Annotated in this window: 18 protein-coding genes; 10 read left to right on the top strand and 8 right to left on the bottom strand. The window is 57.0% G+C overall.

Annotated elements, in window-relative coordinates; all coding sequences use genetic code 11:
- Positions 1–251 precede the first annotated feature (251 nt).
- The 10 genes from ACR0DU_RS01665 to ACR0DU_RS01620 all read left to right on the top strand — a co-directional run bounded on the left by ACR0DU_RS01665 (position 252) and on the right by ACR0DU_RS01620 (position 9407).
- Positions 252–806: a DUF3305 domain-containing protein gene (locus tag ACR0DU_RS01665; protein ID WP_480872118.1), complete on the top strand. Its 555-nt coding sequence runs from the start codon at positions 252–254 to the stop codon at positions 804–806.
- Positions 803–1384: a DUF3306 domain-containing protein gene (locus tag ACR0DU_RS01660; RefSeq protein ID WP_480872116.1), complete on the top strand. Its 582-nt coding sequence runs from the start codon at positions 803–805 to the stop codon at positions 1382–1384. The genes ACR0DU_RS01665 and ACR0DU_RS01660 overlap by 4 nt, the downstream gene beginning before the upstream one ends.
- A gap of 4 nt (positions 1385–1388) precedes the next feature.
- Positions 1389–2000: a TorD/DmsD family molecular chaperone gene (locus tag ACR0DU_RS01655; protein ID WP_170469535.1), complete on the top strand. Its 612-nt coding sequence runs from the start codon at positions 1389–1391 to the stop codon at positions 1998–2000.
- A gap of 56 nt (positions 2001–2056) precedes the next feature.
- Positions 2057–2245 carry a ubiquinol-cytochrome c reductase iron-sulfur subunit N-terminal domain-containing protein gene (locus ACR0DU_RS01650; RefSeq protein WP_170469532.1) on the top strand — a complete coding sequence of 63 codons (189 nt, stop codon included), beginning with the start codon at positions 2057–2059 and terminating at the stop codon, positions 2243–2245.
- 105 nt (positions 2246–2350) lie between these two features.
- The gene (locus tag ACR0DU_RS01645) at positions 2351–5245 is read left to right on the top strand and encodes a formate dehydrogenase subunit alpha (RefSeq protein WP_480872113.1); all 2895 of its coding nucleotides are present in this window, start codon (positions 2351–2353) and stop codon (positions 5243–5245) included.
- 11 nt (positions 5246–5256) lie between these two features.
- Positions 5257–5850, top strand: coding sequence for a formate dehydrogenase FDH3 subunit beta (fdh3B, locus tag ACR0DU_RS01640; RefSeq protein ID WP_010439472.1), 594 nt, complete (start codon positions 5257–5259; stop codon positions 5848–5850).
- A gap of 73 nt (positions 5851–5923) precedes the next feature.
- A complete protein-coding gene (locus tag ACR0DU_RS01635; protein ID WP_480872111.1) occupies positions 5924–7132 on the top strand; it encodes a formate dehydrogenase subunit gamma in 1209 nt (402 codons plus the stop codon).
- A complete protein-coding gene (locus ACR0DU_RS01630) occupies positions 7133–8395 on the top strand; it encodes a c-type cytochrome (RefSeq protein WP_480872109.1) in 1263 nt (420 codons plus the stop codon).
- A 13-nt stretch (positions 8396–8408) separates the two neighbouring features.
- A complete protein-coding gene (locus ACR0DU_RS01625) occupies positions 8409–8534 on the top strand; it encodes a hypothetical protein (RefSeq protein ID WP_480454698.1) in 126 nt (41 codons plus the stop codon).
- Positions 8535–9407: a substrate-binding domain-containing protein gene (locus ACR0DU_RS01620; protein WP_480454697.1), complete on the top strand. Its 873-nt coding sequence runs from the start codon at positions 8535–8537 to the stop codon at positions 9405–9407. It begins immediately after the preceding gene.
- 39 nt (positions 9408–9446) lie between these two features.
- Here ACR0DU_RS01620 and ACR0DU_RS01615 read toward each other — a convergent pair whose 3' ends face one another.
- The 8 genes from ACR0DU_RS01615 to ACR0DU_RS01580 all read right to left on the bottom strand — a co-directional run bounded on the left by ACR0DU_RS01615 (position 9447) and on the right by ACR0DU_RS01580 (position 15916).
- Positions 9447–10262 carry an ABC transporter substrate-binding protein gene (locus ACR0DU_RS01615; RefSeq protein WP_480454696.1) on the bottom strand — a complete coding sequence of 272 codons (816 nt, stop codon included), beginning with the start codon at positions 10260–10262 and terminating at the stop codon, positions 9447–9449.
- Positions 10263–10284: 22 nt separating this feature from the next.
- Complete coding sequence (locus tag ACR0DU_RS01610) at positions 10285–11019, bottom strand: ATP-binding cassette domain-containing protein (protein WP_010439458.1); 735 nt, start codon at positions 11017–11019, stop codon at positions 10285–10287.
- On the bottom strand, positions 11012–11725 hold the full coding sequence (locus ACR0DU_RS01605) for an ABC transporter permease (RefSeq protein WP_170469511.1): 714 nt from the start codon (positions 11723–11725) through the stop codon (positions 11012–11014). Before ACR0DU_RS01605 ends, ACR0DU_RS01610 begins: the two co-directional genes overlap by 8 nt.
- Before the next feature lie 156 nt (positions 11726–11881).
- On the bottom strand, positions 11882–12871 hold the full coding sequence (locus ACR0DU_RS01600; RefSeq protein WP_010439453.1) for an ABC transporter substrate-binding protein: 990 nt from the start codon (positions 12869–12871) through the stop codon (positions 11882–11884).
- Positions 12872–12931: 60 nt separating this feature from the next.
- A complete protein-coding gene (locus ACR0DU_RS01595) occupies positions 12932–13777 on the bottom strand; it encodes an ABC transporter permease (protein WP_319546966.1) in 846 nt (281 codons plus the stop codon).
- Positions 13774–14691: an ABC transporter permease gene (locus ACR0DU_RS01590; protein WP_480872106.1), complete on the bottom strand. Its 918-nt coding sequence runs from the start codon at positions 14689–14691 to the stop codon at positions 13774–13776. Before ACR0DU_RS01590 ends, ACR0DU_RS01595 begins: the two co-directional genes overlap by 4 nt.
- Positions 14688–15119, bottom strand: a complete 432-nt coding sequence (locus ACR0DU_RS01585; RefSeq protein ID WP_480872104.1) for a GNAT family N-acetyltransferase — start codon at positions 15117–15119, stop codon at positions 14688–14690. The genes ACR0DU_RS01590 and ACR0DU_RS01585 overlap by 4 nt, the downstream gene beginning before the upstream one ends.
- Positions 15119–15916, bottom strand: coding sequence for an ABC transporter ATP-binding protein (locus ACR0DU_RS01580; protein WP_480454691.1), 798 nt, complete (start codon positions 15914–15916; stop codon positions 15119–15121). Before ACR0DU_RS01580 ends, ACR0DU_RS01585 begins: the two co-directional genes overlap by 1 nt.
- Positions 15917–15965 lie beyond the last annotated feature (49 nt).

Below are 15965 nucleotides of genomic sequence, written 5' to 3'. Positions count from 1 at the left end.
CCCGGACTGTTTGCTGCCCCAATTCACACTAGACCTAATCCGCACCGTGGCAATGCGGTACCGGGCAGAATGGCAGATTTGTGCACTATTTTTCATCGACCCCCAAGCCATCCACGAGCCATTGAGGTCAATAACGAATAAATTATCGAAGAAAACGACCTGATCAATGCAAGTGGACTTGGCACAGCGCCAATTTATGTACCATAGTACATCATAGGGAAGGCAGGGGAGAGCCTTCCGGGGAGGAGCCAGTGGCCAAGGCCGCAAGCCAGATTGAAATGCCGGTTGGCGTCATCGTGCGCAAAACACCCGGGGTCACTCGTTGGGCCCGCTGGAGCTGGCGCGCAGTCGCCTTGTTGCCTGGCGCCGGACCTGCGGATTGGCAAGAGCTGCGCCGCGAAGGTGAAACCGTCGAATATCACGCTGCCACACTGCCTCTATCACTCTGGGCTGACGAGACAGAGGCCTATATGGTGAACCTGTCGGACGGACAGCCCTCGCTTTACCTGGTGCTTCGGGATGAGTTGAAAGGTGAAACTCACTTGAATGCAGTGCTGATCACGGCCTCTCCGTTTGAAGGTCAGGACTACGCTGATACCGGCGAGGAGATTGTCGAGAAGATCCCGATGACAGAAGGTCTAATCGCTTGGGTGCGCGATTTCACGCTGCAGCATCATCGGGACGAAGTGTTCGTAAAGCGCCGTCGAGATAAGAAGCGCATAGATTTGGTTGAGGACGGAAAAGGCGACGCTCGCATCCGTCAGGACACAGATGTCTACCGCGCACCGCGTCGGGTGCTGCAATGACCCAAGCGCGCGATTTCTGGTCCCGCCGCAAGGCCGCCGTTCAGGCCGAGACCGAAGCAGAAGCTTTGGCCGCAAAGGAACAGATCATCACAACGCGGCAAGTTGAGCTGGAAGAAAAAAGCGACGCCGAAATTCTGTCCGAGTTTGATCTGCCCGATCCCGATACGCTGCAAGCAGGTGATGATGTCTCGGGCTTCATGGCCAAAGCCGTGCCTGACCGCCTGCGCCGCCGCGCCTTGCGGCGCCTATGGCGGCTGAACCCTGTTCTGGCCAATGTCGACGGGCTGGTCGACTACGGCGAGGACTACACCGACGCAGCCTGCGTGATTGAGAACCTTCAGACCGCGTATCAGGTAGGCAAGGGCATGTTGGCTCATGTCGAAGCGCTCGCTGACGAGGCTGAAGAGCAAGAATGCGATCCAGAGACAGATACGCTTGATGTGATCGAGGCGCGTGAAGAACCGGCCAAGGCAGAAGAACCTGCGCCGGAACCCATGACCGTGGCTAATGTGGAAGAACCAGAGGAGCTTGAAGTCCCCCCTGCTCCGCGCCGCATGAAATTTGAATTCGAAGGATAACTCTATGACCGCAGACAACGCGCAAACCATTGATATCTCGGCCGAGGATCGTCTGCGCGCGGATTTCTACAATTTTCTGGGTTTGCTTCTGGCTGGTCCACCCGATCAGTTGCTGCTGGACCAGATGGCAGGGCTGAGCGGTGACGCCTCTGATCTGGGTCAGGCCATAGAGGCGATGGCGCGCGTGGCAAAGGTCACTAAGCCCGCCGCTGCCGAGCGTGAGTTCAATGCGCTTTTCATCGGATTGGGGCGTGGTGAATTGTTGCCTTATGCCAGCTTCTATCTGACCGGTTTTCTGAACGAAAAACCGCTGGCCCAGCTTCGCAATGATATGGCAGCACGCGGTATCACGAGGGCGCAAAATGTTTACGAACCCGAAGACAACATTGCCTCTCTGATGGAGATGATGGCGGGCATGATCGTCGGGCGTTTCGGCGCGCCTGCCTCGCTGGAAGACCAGAAGGCGTTCTGGAGTAAACACATCGGCCCCTGGGCCGCACATTTCTATTCAGATTTGGAAGGCGCTGAGAACTCGGTTCTCTATGCCTCGGTCGGCACCGCCGGTCGGGTGTTCATGGAGATCGAGCGCGAAGCCTTCCGAATGACGGCGGATTAGTCCGCTACTCGCCGGTGCCTTGCAGCGCCAAACCGCAATTGGGACAGGAGGAGCCCATGAGCAAGACAAAGGAAGAAGGCGCAACCCGCCGCGACTTCCTGAAACTGGCCGGAACCGCAGCCCCAGCTGCTGTTGCCGCAGCCAGCCTGACCGGACAGGCCGAAGCAGCCGAGCTGCCAACGGACGAAACCCGGATGCAGGATACCGCGCATACGCGCGCATACATCGAAAGCACCCGGTTCTAGGACTGGACGTTTTCATACCTGACAGACGGTTGCGATTGGCCCTGACGTCAGGATCAGCAGTACCAAGCCAGCCGTGGCTTACACGGCGCGCAAGGGAGGAAAGAAATGCTTAGGAAAAAGACCAACGGGGTTGCGAGACGCCCCCAGCGGACAAGTATCCTGTCCCAGGTCGGCGAGAAAACCGTCGATCGCCGCGCATTCCTGCGTGGCTCGGGCCTGACGATCGGCGGCCTTGCCGCGATCAGCGCCACGGGTGGAACCGTGACGCCCGCCAGCGCCCAGACAGCGGCAAACACCGCTGTTGAGAATATCAAATCCGTATGCACTCACTGCTCGGTGGGCTGCACGGTCGTAGCCGAGGTACAGAACGGCGTCTGGATCGGGCAGGAACCCGGCTGGGACAGCCCGTTCAATCTGGGCGCACACTGCGCCAAGGGGGCCGCGGTCCGCGAGCACGCCCATGGCGAGCGCCGCCTCAAGTATCCGATGAAAAAGGAAGGCGGCGAGTGGAAGCGCATCAGTTGGGAAGAGGCGATCAACGAGATCGGCGACGGCATGATGAGCATCCGCGAAGAATCCGGTCCGGATAGCGTATACTGGTTGGGTTCTGCGAAGCATAACAACGAACAGGCCTATCTGTTCCGCAAGTTCGCTGCCTACTGGGGCACGAACAACGTGGATCACCAGGCCCGTATCTGCCACTCAACCACTGTTGCGGGTGTTGCGAATACATGGGGCTATGGCGCCATGACCAATTCGTACAATGACATGCACAATAGCAAGGCGATCTTCATCATCGGCGGCAACCCGGCCGAGGCACACCCTGTCTCACTGCTGCATATTCTGCGCGCGAAAGAGCAGAATAACGCCCCTCTGATCGTCTGCGATCCGCGCTTTACACGCACGGCAGCGCATGCGGATGAGTATGTCCGCTTCCGCCCCGGTACAGACGTTGCGCTGATCTGGGGAATCCTGTGGCACATCTTCGACAACGGTTGGGAAGACAAAGAGTTCATCCGCACCCGTGTCTGGGGCATGGACCAGATCCGCGAAGAGGTTGCTAATTGGAACCCGGATGAGGTGGAACGCGTTACTGGAACTCCGGGATCGCAATTGAAGCGCGTTGCCCGCACAATGGCGAACAACCGTCCAGGTACAGTCGTCTGGTGCATGGGTGGTACTCAGCACACCAACGGCAACAACAACACCCGCGCCTACTGTGTGCTTCAGCTGGCACTTGGAAACATGGGCACCACGGGTGGTGGCACCAACATCTTCCGTGGCCATGACAACGTGCAAGGCGCGACGGACCTTGGTGTTCTGTCCCACACCCTGCCCGGCTACTATGGTCTGTCGAAAGGCGCATGGGGTCACTGGGCGCGCGTTTGGGGTGAAGAGCCCGAATGGCTCGCAGGCCAATTCGCCACGATCAAGGACAAGGAAGGCAAGGATAAACCGCTTCAGAATGAGCGCGGCATCCCGGTCTCTCGTTGGATCGACGGCGTTCTGGAAGACCCGGCCAACATGGACCAGGACAACAATGTCCGCGCCATGGTTCTGTGGGGCCACGCGCCCAACTCGCAGACCCGGATGACGGAAATGAAGACGGCGATGGAGAAGCTGGACATGCTGGTCGTGATCGACCCGTATCCAACAGTTTCGGCCGTTCTGCATGACCGTACTGACGGCGTCTATCTGTTGCCTGCTTGTACGCAGTTCGAAACCCGTGGCTCGGTCACGGCATCGAACCGGTCGTTGCAGTGGCGCGACAAGGTGGTTGATCCGTTGTTCGAAAGCCTGCCGGACGAGGTCATCATGGCCAAGTTCGCCAACAAGTTTGGCTGGGCAGACCGGTTCTTCCGCAATATCGAGATGGAAGATCCCGAAACCCCGAATGTTGAAAGCATCACGCGTGAGTTCAACTCGGGTCTCTGGACCATCGGCTATACCGGTCAGTCGCCGGAACGTCTGAAAAGCCATATGGCCAACCAGCATACGTTCGACAGGACCACGCTGCAAGCCATTGGTGGACCAAACGACGGCGAGTATTACGGTCTACCGTGGCCCTGCTGGGGAACCGCCGAGATGGGTCATACAGGGACACCAAACCTCTATGACATGTCCAAACCGGTGGCCGAAGGCGGCCTGACCTTCCGCGCCAGATTCGGCGTGGAACGTGACGGCGACAACCTGCTGGCCGAAGGGGTCTATAGCGTTGGATCGGAAATTCAGGATGGCTATCCCGAATTTACGATGCAGATGCTGATGGATCTTGGCTGGGACGGCGATCTAACCGCAGAAGAACGCGCGGCCATTGACGCTGTTGCGGGCGAGAAAACCAACTGGAAGACCGACCTTAGCGGCGGCATCCAGCGGGTTGCAATTGCCCATGGCTGTGCGCCCTTCGGGAATGCCAAAGCCCGCGCGGTTGTCTGGACCTTCCCGGATCCGATCCCACTGCACCGCGAGCCGCTTTACACGCCGCGTCGCGATCTGGTGGCGGACTATCCAACCTACGAGGACCGGCATGCCTACCGCCTGCCCACGCTTTATGCTTCGATCCAAAAGAACGACTTTTCAAAGGATTACCCGATAATCCTAACGTCTGGTCGTTTGGTCGAATATGAAGGCGGCGGTGATGAGACACGATCGAACCCGTGGCTGGCCGAGCTTCAGCAGGACATGTTCGTCGAGATCAATCCGCGCGATGCCAACAACCTTGGCATTCGTGACGGATCACAGGTCTGGGTCGAAGGTCCTGAGGGTGGCAAGGTCAAGGTGATGGCGATGCTGACCAACAGGGTTGGTGCCGGTGTCGCCTTCATGCCCTTCCACTTTGGCGGCCATTTCCAGGGCGAAGACCAGCGGCACAAATATCCCGCCGGTGCAGACCCCTATGTGCTGGGTGAAAGTACCAACACCGCCCAGACCTATGGCTATGATTCAGTGACCCAGATGCAAGAGACCAAGTGTACTCTCTGCAAGATCTGGGCAGCGTAAGGAGGACGATAATGGCTAGAGCAAAGTTTCTCTGCGACGCTGAACGCTGCATCGAGTGCAACGCTTGCGTAACCGCGTGCAAGAACGAGCACGAGGTGCCTTGGGGCATCAACCGCCGCAGGGTGGTGACGATCAATGACGGCAACCCGGGCGAACGCTCGATCTCGGTGGCCTGTATGCATTGTTCGGATGCGCCTTGCATGGCGGTGTGCCCGGTCGACTGCTTCTATCAGAACGAAGAAGGCGTCGTCCTGCACTCCAAGGACCTGTGCATCGGGTGTGGTTATTGCTTCTACGCGTGCCCCTTCGGCGCGCCGCAATATCCGCAGGCGGGCAACTTCGGATCGCGCGGCAAGATGGACAAATGTACCTTCTGTGCTGGCGGCCCCGAGGAAACGCACTCGACCGCGGAGTTCGCCAAATACGGTCGCAACCGGATCGCCGAAGGCAAACTGCCGATCTGCGCCGAGATGTGTTCCACCAAAGCCCTGCTTGCCGGTGACGGCGACGTGGTGTCTGCCGTTTACCGCGAACGCGTCGTGGCGCGCGGCTTCGGCTCGGGCGCTTGGGGTTGGGGTACAGCCTACGACCAGAAAGACGGATAACTCCGCTTTCATGAACCAAACAGGCGACCCGCATCCGTGGGTCGCCTGATCAGGGATTTTGACCGAGGTTCAGATGTTCCGCTTACTCTTCGCATTGCTGTTCACCATCGGGCTGGTCCACGCTTCCGTTGCCCAAACCAACGATGCTGAGGCACCCGCAACCACTAATGAACGCGCTTCGACTGGCGGAGCGACAACGCTTGAGGACATTCTGGCCCGTCAGCGCGGCGAGAAGGTCGACAACAGCTATCGGTCGGAAAATACCGGACAGGGCAATGTGGAAGGTCTGCTTGGGCAAATCGGCACGCGCGGCGTCGCCTCAGACAGCGATGTCTATCGCGCGCTGCGCTATGGATCGGCAGATGTCACCGTTTCATCCCATGGACCAGCAGACAGCGTTTTGATTCAAGATGGCGGTATGTGGTGGCTGAGTTTCCGTACCGGGCCACTGCGCGAATACGGTACATACATCATCGCGGGAATGCTTGCGGTCATCTTTCTGTTCTTCCTGATCCGCGGAAAAATCCGCATAGATGGCGAAAAGACCGGGCGCAAGGTCCTGCGGTTCAACAGTTTCGAACGGTTCGGACATTGGTTATTTGCCGGTTCATTCCTGATCCTTGGCATCACCGGCCTGCTGGCGCTTTATGGCCGTGACTTCCTGATCCCGATCTTCGGCAAGGAAGGGTTCGCAACCATCGCTCAGGGGGGTAAATGGCTACATAACAACCTCGCCTGGGCCTTCATGCTTGGTCTGATTATCGTCACCGTGAACTGGATTTCACATAACATACCCAACAAGACCGACCTGAAGTGGCTCGCAGCCGGTGGTGGTTTGTTCACCAAGAACAGCCACCCGCCCGCAAAGAAGTTCAACGCAGGTCAAAAGGTGATTTTCTGGGCCTGTATACTACTCGGCGCCTCGATCAGCCTATCGGGCCTTTCGCTACTGTTCCCGTTTGAGCTGCCGATGTTCGCAAAGACATTCCAAATCGCCAACGCAACCGGCATTCCACAGATGCTGGGCCTGAACCTACCCGTGCAGATGTCGCCTCAAGAAGAGATGCAATATGCCCAGGTTTGGCACGTCATGGTGGCCTATGTGTTCATTGCGATCATCATAGCGCATATCTACCTCGGCTCAGTCGGCATGGAAGGTGCTTTTGACGCCATGGGCACTGGTGAAGTCGAAGAACAATGGGCGCGCGAGCATCACTCACTGTGGCTGGAAGAGGTGCAGGAAAAAGAGGCCAGCAAAGCGGCGGCCTCACCCGCTGAATAAATGCGCTGGCTGGTTTTGACGCTTGGCTTGATCCCCCTGCCCGCTTGGTCCGAGTTCTTCACGCTCAAAGGCCATGGCGGGCCGATCATGGGGATCGCAATCGCACAAGACGGGCGCATTGCAACGGCGAGTTTCGACAATTCGGTTGGCCTATGGACCGGACAGACCCCGGAATGGCTGGAAGGCCATGAAGCTGCCGTCAACACTGTCGTGTTTAACGGTACCGCAATCTATTCAGCTGGTGATGATTTCACGCTACGGCGTTGGCCCGGAGGCGAAATCGTTGGACGACACAAAGGAAAGATCGTCGGGCTCACTGCATCAAAAACTCATGTCGCGACGGCAAGCTGGGACGGAATGATCGGGCTTTGGCCGGTCGATGGGTCAGAACCTATGTTGCTCGGGCCAACGGGCAGCGGGGTAAATGCCGTGGAGTTCACTGCTGATGGGTCACAGCTTTATTCGGCGGGTGTGGATGGTTCGGTCCGCCTCTGGGATGTCGCGAGCGGTCAGGAGGTGGATCGCCTTATCGAGCACGGGTTCGGCGTGAACAGGTTGGTCTTGAATTCTATCGACAACTGGATCGCCTACGGTGCCGTTGATGGCGTCACCCGCATCCTTGACCTAGCAACCGGCGAGGAACGCGATTTCACCCTGGACCGAAGGCCGATACTGGCGCTTGCCCTCAGCCCTGATCGAAGCCTTCTCGCTGTCGGTGATGGTGAAGGTTTTATCATGGTCATCGACACCCTGAACTGGCGTATCTCGCAAGATTTCAGGGCTACGCTACGCGGGCCTGTCTGGGCTCTGGCTTTTTCGAACGATGGGCAAAATATTCATGCTGGCGGAATTGACGAAGCGATGTATAGCTGGCCGATCGCGGCCTCGGAAGACCGCGAGCAGATGGCGGCGGCCGAACCCAGTTTCCTGAAGAACCCGAACGAGATGGGAAATGGGGAACGCCAATTTGCCCGCAAATGCTCAATCTGTCATAGCCTTTCACCGGATGACCAGCGGCGCGCGGGTCCAACCCTGTATGGGGTGTTTGGACGCAAAGCAGGGACAGTACCGGACTATCTTTATTCAGATACACTGCAAACTTCTGATATCATTTGGGATGAAGAGACAATAAACGCTCTTTTCGACAAGGGCCCGGATCATTACATTCCGGGATCAAAGATGCCAATGCAGCGGATTAGCGGATCGCAAGACCGCATTGATCTGGTCACCTTTTTACGACACGCCACGGCACCCGAAAACTGAGCCGGAGGAAATAATGAAAGCCTTCCTTTCCGCCGTCGTTGCGATGGTCGTCATTGCCGCTGCCGCGCCGATCGTTCTGGACAAGATCGGATTCAGCGCTGCAGCGTCGGGTTCCGGCTCTTCGGTGCGTCTAGACTGAATGTCGCAATACCTGACAACACGCGAATTGGCGGATCTGCTGCGCATTGGTGAGCGGAAAGCCTATGATCTGGCGTCCTCTGGTGAAATCCCTTGCGTGCGGGCAATGGGAAAACTGCTGTTCCCGAAGGCAGAGATCATCGCATGGCTCAATGCCTCGCGCTCTGGTCCGCAGGTGGCTGAACCGCCCCTGCCCCCCATTGTCGCCGGCAGCCATGATCCGCTGCTGGATTGGGCGCTGAGGGAAAGTGGCTCGGGGCTGGCCACCTATTATGACGGTTCATTCGACGGGCTGAACCGCCTATCTGACCGCACAGCACAAGCGGCTGCGTTGCATATCCATGAACCCGAAGGCTTTAACACCCAGTCTCTGCGCGACAGAATGGGCAACGCTCCAGTGATCCTCTACCAAATCGCGCATAGGCAGCGCGGTCTGCTGCTTGCGACTGGCACACCTGAGATCTCTGGTATTCAGGACTTGAAAGGCCGTCGCGTCATCCTACGACAGGACAGTGCCGCCAGTCAGCATCTGTTCGATGCAGAGCTTGGCAAGCATGGGCTCGGCCGAGAAGATTTGAATGCCCTCCCAATCTGCGCCCGCACCGAAGAAGAACTGGCGATTGCCGTACGGGATGGCAAAGCCGAAGCAGGGTTCGGCCTCGGTGCACTTGCGGGTCCTTATGGACTGAGCTTTGTGCCCACTCACTCTGAACGGTTAGATCTTGCCATCTGGCGACGTGCTTTCTTTGAGCCGCCGATGCAGACTTTAATCCAGTTTCTGCAATCCGAGCGTTTCTCTGAACGCGCTACCGACCTGGGCGGATATGACCTCAGGAATCTGGGCCAGATTCACCACAACGGCGCAAGTGGCTGATCTTTCCATTTTTCCAATGATAATTGCCAAAGATGAAATTCATTTTGCGTTCGGAAAGAACATCTGCTGCCCATCCAACTCATAGGATTCAATCGCCGCCTGACCATCAGGGCCAATCAACCAATCAATGAACCTCTGCCCCGAAGTTGCACGAACTCTTGAGTGCTTCTCTGGGTTCACCAGTATCACGCCATATTGGTTGAACATTCGAGGGTCGCCTTCAACCAGGATTTCCAGATCACCTCGATTTCCAAATGAAAGCCATGTTGCGCGATCCGTCAGGATATAAGCGCCCATTCCGCTCGCGATATTAAGCGATGCGCCCATGCCCGCTCCGGCCTCGCGATACCATGTTCCCGACGCAACTGTCGGGTCGACATCTGTCACCTGCCAATAACGCATCTCGGCCTTGTGGGTTCCGCTGTCGTCGCCGCGCGAAACGAAGGGCGCTTTGGAGCTGGCCACTGCCGCAAGGGCTGCGATGATATCGGTATCGCCCTTGACCTCGGCCGGGTCAGATTTCGGGCCGACGAGAACAAAGTCATTATACATGACATCAAACCTCTCAACCCCCCAACCATCAGCAACGAACTGCTCTTCGGCTGTTTTGGAATGAACCAACAGGACATCACCATCCCCGTTGATTGCATTTCGGATCGCCTGACCAGTTCCAACAGCCACAACCCGCACGTCAATACCGGTTTCGGCCTCAAACCCGGGCAAAATATAATCCAGCAAACCCGAGTTTTGAGTAGAGGTCGTAGACTGCACGATAATAAAGGGTTCTTCCGCCAAACTTGCGCCAGCGGTTAGCCCAAGCGCAACAATTGATGCCCGAATGAAATCAGGGATCATCCCATTTCTCCATCTGTATAAATCAGGTAACGAGGCCACCGGCCAGATACCGGCGCGACTCGTCGCTTTCTGGTGCTTCCAGAACCTGCATTGCTTTACCGTGTTCAACAACTCGCCCTGCTTGCATCATCACTATGTCAGATGCCAACCGGCGTGCTTGTCCAATGTCATGCGTCACCATAACGATGCGTACGCCCCGCTCAGAGGCGCGCAGGATCATCCGTTCGATCATCTGCGTTGCGCTGGGATCCAGTGCGCTGGTGGGTTCATCCAAAAACAACGTCTCGGGGTCCAAGGCCAATGCGCGCAATATTGCGAGCCTTTGCGCCTCACCACCGGAAAGCGAACGCGCGGGTTGACGCGCCTTGCCACCTAGCCCGCCCTCATCCAGCAAGGATTCAATACGATGCTTCCTTTCCGCGCGCGGCATGGATCGCCGTTTCAGAACAAAGTCCAGATTGGCAGCAACAGAACGGCGCAGCAAAACAGGGCTTTGAAATACCATCGCCTGTCGTGCCTTGTGGCGGGCATTCAACACAGCACCGTTCTGACAAACCCGTCCCCGATCTGGTTGTATCAGTCCGTGCAGGCAACGCAGCAGCAGACTTTTACCCGCCCCATTCGGTCCAAGAATAAGGGTCGGGCCCGGACCATCCAGACAAAGGTGCGGGACGTCCAGCAATGCCTTGCCATTACGTGCAATACTCAGGCCGCTCACGTCCAGAATACCCGGCGCCCCGGTCACGACATCACGCATGGCGCAGCCCTTCCCGCTCGGCACGAAGTGTCAGCGCACTGACCATCGCGTTTACCGCCACGGCCAAGCCGATCAGGATCACCCCCAAGGCCAGCGCCATCGCAAGGTTACCTTTGGAGGTTTCAAGAGCGATCGTGGTCGTCATCACGCGTGTGACGTGATTGATGTTTCCACCCACTATGATCACCGCACCAACCTCGGCAATCGCCCGGCCAAACCCAGCCAACAAGGCGGTAACCAGCGCCAACCGCGCGTCCCACAATAACACCGGAACCGAGGCCAACCTCGATACCCCAAGCGAGCGGAGCTGTTCGGAATATTCCTCGGCCAGCATTTCAACCACCTGGCGGGTAAGCGCGGCCATGATCGGCGTCACCAGAACCACTTGCGCTATGATCATGGCGGTAGGTGTGTAGAGCAGTTCCAACACACCCAATGGGCCAGATCGGGATAACATCAGGTAAACCAGCAATCCGACGACAACCGGTGGCAATCCCATCAGAGCGTTCATCAAAATGATAAGCGCGCGCCGCCCTGGAAATCGGGCGACTGCCAATGCTGCCCCGACAGGCATTCCAATGACTGCCGAAATCAGCACCGCAAATACCGAAACACGCAGCGACAACAGAACAATTGCCCACAACTCGGCATCCCCATTCAGGATCAACGAGATCGCTTGATTGAATTCTGATGCAAAACTATGCATTTTCTACCTGATAGGTTTTACGGCGTCACTAATTGCCGGTAATTTCAGTGAAATACTATACCTTTCAAGCAGTAAGTACAGGCACGATTCCGGCATCTACAACAGAAAACGCGGCCCCAATGGGACCGCGTTTAGATGTTGCGCGCGTTGCTGAACTTAGTTCAGCGCAGCATCCGTGATTTGGTGTGTCCAAGCACCATCAGGCTGCTTGGTGATAACTGGATCGGAACCACCGGCCAGCAGAGTCTCAACCGTACGATTGAAATCAGCCGGGTCCAGAGCACCATTCGACCCTGCGGTTAGCTTGGCAATCTCACCCATCATGCGTTTCTGATGCTCTTCGGTCTGGGCACCGGTTGCATCATTTTCAAGAACGATCTCAGCAGCCTCATCCGGATTCTCTTCGGCGTATTTCCAGCCTTTCATCGAGGCACGGACAAAACGCTCCATCTTGTCGGCAAAGGCCGCATCGCTCAGGTTTTCCTCAAGCACATAGAGGCCATCCTCAAGCGTGGCGACGCCTTGATCTTCGTATTTGAAGGTCACCAGTTCCTCGGGCGTGACACCGGCATCGATGACCTGCCAGTATTCATTGTAGGTCATAGTGCTGATGCAATCAGCTTGGCGCTGCAGTAGCGGGTCAACGTTGAAGCCCTGCTTAAGAACCTCGACACCGCTGTCGCTTTTTCCATCGGTGCTGATACCCAGCTGGCTCATCCAGCTCATGAACGGGAATTCGTTGCCAAAGAACCAAACACCCAAAGTACGGTTCTTCAGGTCCTCGGGTGCAGCAATTCCAGCATCCTTCCAGCAAGTGAGCATCATGCCTGAGCTTTTGAAGGGCTGTGCGATGTTTACCAGAGGCAAACCCTTTTCACGCGCGGCCAACGCGGCTGGCATCCATTCAACCGTCACGTCTGCACCACCGCCTGCAATCACCTGAGTGGGTGCAATGTCGGGACCACCGGGCAGAATAGTAACGTCCAGCCCCTCTTCTTCATAGAACCCCTTGTCTTTCGCCACATAGTAGCCTGCAAACTGGGCTTGCGTGACCCACTTCAATTGCAGCGTCACCTCATCCGCAGCAAGTGCCGCGCTGGCTGCCAGACTAAAGGCGGCAACCGCCCCGCTGAGTAGCTTCTTCATCATCATATCTCCTAGTTGCTTATGTTTGCCCCGTTTGTGGGGTCTGTTGAATTATTCCATTTATCCTCTCTGAGACGGATGCCAGAAGGTCACCGCCTTTTCGATCATCGCCACAAGGCCATAAAAGGCCGTCCCGGCCAGCGCTGCGACCACGATCTCGGCCCACACCATATCCAGCGACAATTGCCCGACGCTGGTGGATATCCGAAAGCCCATGCCCAGGGTGGGTGAGCCAAAGAACTCAGCCACGATAGCCCCGATCAGGGCGAGTGTGGTAGAAATCTTTAACCCGTTGAAAATGAATGGCATCGCGGCAGGCAGGCGCAGTTTAAGAAAGCTTTGCCAATAGGTGGCCGCATAGGTCTCCATCAAATCCCTCTGCATCGCAGTGGCTTCGCGCAGCCCCGCCACCGTGTTCACCAGCATTGGGAAGAACACCATCACTACGACAACGGCCGCCTTCGAATGCCAGTCGAAGCCGAACCACATTACCAGAATAGGCGCGGTGCCAACGATCGGCAGTGCTGCGACGAAGTTTCCGACGGGCAGCAACCCGAGACGCAGGAAATCCCAGCGATCCACCGCAATCGCCATCAGGAATGCCGAGCCACAGCCAATGATGTAGCCGCTCAGCGCACCTTTGATGATCGTTTGTACAAAGTCCGCCCAAAGAGTTGGCAAGCTGTCCCAGAAACGAACCCAGATGACAGATGGTGCCGGCAGGATGACCAATGGCACCTCGAGGCCGCGCACGACCAACTCCCAGATGCCAATGACGGTTAGACCGAAGATCAAAGGCGCAAGAAACCGCACCATCCGTGTGTCGGAATAGGGTCCGCTGGCCAGACGGCTGTTCAACCACCAGCCCAATAACCAGACAGCTATTGCACCAAGAATAGGTATCATTGTGCCATCCCCATCCGTTTCAGAACCGTCCGCTCAATCAGCCCCAACAACCCTACAAGACAAGCGGCAAGAATGGCCGCGGCAAACAGCGCTGACCAGATTTGCACGGTCTGGCCGTAATAGCTGCCTGCGAGCAATCGCGCGCCCAACCCCGCCACAGCACCTGTCGGCAGCTCTCCAACGATGGCCCCTACCAAAGACGCAGCGACGCCAATTTTCAGCGATGTAAACAGATAGGGCATCGAGGCCGGCAGGCGCAGCTTCCAGAACCCCTGCGAGCGGCTGGCACTATACGTCCGCAGCAGATCAAGCTGCATGGCATCCGGACTGCGCAGACCTTTGACCATGCCTACGACAACCGGGAAAAAGCTGAGATAGGCCGAAATGATCGCCTTAGGAATGATCCCCTGCACGCCGACCGAATACAGGACAACAATGATCATCGGCGCCAACGCGATGATCGGGATGGTCTGGCTAACAATCGCCCAAGGCATCACCGACAAGTCCATCACCCGGCTATGCACGATTCCAACGGCCAGAAGAATGCCCAGCCCGGTCCCGATAACGAAACCCAACATTGTGGCACTTAACGTGACCCAGCCATGATAGATCAGCGAGCGTTTAGAGGTGATTTTCTTCTGAACCGTGGTCTCCCACATTTCAATCGCAACCTGATGGGGCGCTGGAAGGCGCGGACGCTCTTGCTCCCATGTCGCAGGTATGGCGAAAGCGTTATTCAGGGCCAATCCGATCTCGCCCATGTCTCGGCGATCTTTGGCTGAGGGCGGCTGGACTTCGGCCCCCGCACGCTCCTGTTCAGTCAGAACCCCTTTGATATTCATCGGGATACAAGCCGCGTACCACACGATAACAATGGCGGCGAGGACAGTGAGGACTGCAATAATTTGCTTCATGCCTGCCACTCCATCCGAATGACAGGTACCGTGTCAGGCGGCACCGGAGGCTCCCGTCCCGTCTCGATAAACCCTTCACGACGATAGAACCGCTGAGCGTCCACATTCGGCACATGCGTCGTTAGCCAAAGATGGTCGCGCCCCTCCTTCGCTTTATCCAACAACCGTTTTCCGACACCCCGTCCCGTCCGCAGACAATAAAGCGCGCCCACTTTGTTCTCGACCGGATCAACCGACATGTAACAATCAGGCGGATCTCCGGCGACCCAGATGTCCCGGTTGGGAAACGCCTCACGGATCAGGCTTGCAAGTTCCTCTTGCGGCAGTTCATCGGGCATCCAGCCCGTCTGCTTCGCCCAGGTCCAAATGATCCGCGCGCAATCTGTCACATCATCCAAAGATGCCCGTCTGATGCCGTCACCCGCCATCAAACATCATCCCCATGACCGGCCCTCAGCCCCTCGCGCACGCGATGAGCGACTTCGATAAACTCGGGCGTATCGCGGATATCCAAAGGCCGCTCTTTCGGCAGAGGACTATCGATCACATCCGTGATCCGACCAGGCCGCGGACTCATGACCACGATCTTGGTGCTGAGATACACCGCCTCGGGGATCGAATGGGTCACGAAGCCGATGGTCTTCTCGGTCCTCGCCCACAACGCCAAGAGCTGTTCGTTCAGATGGTCGCGTACAATCTCATCCAAAGCACCGAACGGTTCATCCATCAGCAAGATGTCTGCATCAAAGGCCAGGGCTCGCGCAATGCTGGCTCGCTGCTGCATGCCGCCTGATAGCTGCCAGGGGAATTTGCCCCCAAACCCTTCAAGATCAACAAGTTCCAAGACCTTTTTAACCCGCTCATCCTGCTCAGCAGACAAATAGCCCATAATCTCGAGCGGCAGCTTGATATTTTTCGCAATCGTTCGCCATGGATACAGCCCCGCTGCCTGAAACACATACCCGTAAGCCCGGTTTCTCCGCGCCTCATCCGGCGTCATACCATTCACGTTCAAAGACCCACCCGTCGGTGTCTCAAGCGCCGCGATGCAGCGTAGGAAAGTGGTTTTGCCACAGCCAGATGGGCCGATGAAACTGACAAACTCCCCCTTGCCAATCGACAAGTTCACATCTTTCAGCGCATGAATAGGCCCATCATTCGTCTGAAATGTAAGATCCAGCTGCCTTGCCTCAATAACGGGCTTAGTAGTATTTTCTGTATTCATTCCATTGCCTTGAAGAAGCTCAGACCCGGGTCGCCGGAAAGGCGACCCA

The organism is Ruegeria sp. G2 (genome assembly GCF_056533505.1).
Note: the sequence above shows the minus strand (reverse complement) of the source record. Positions and strands in the feature narration are given on the sequence as shown.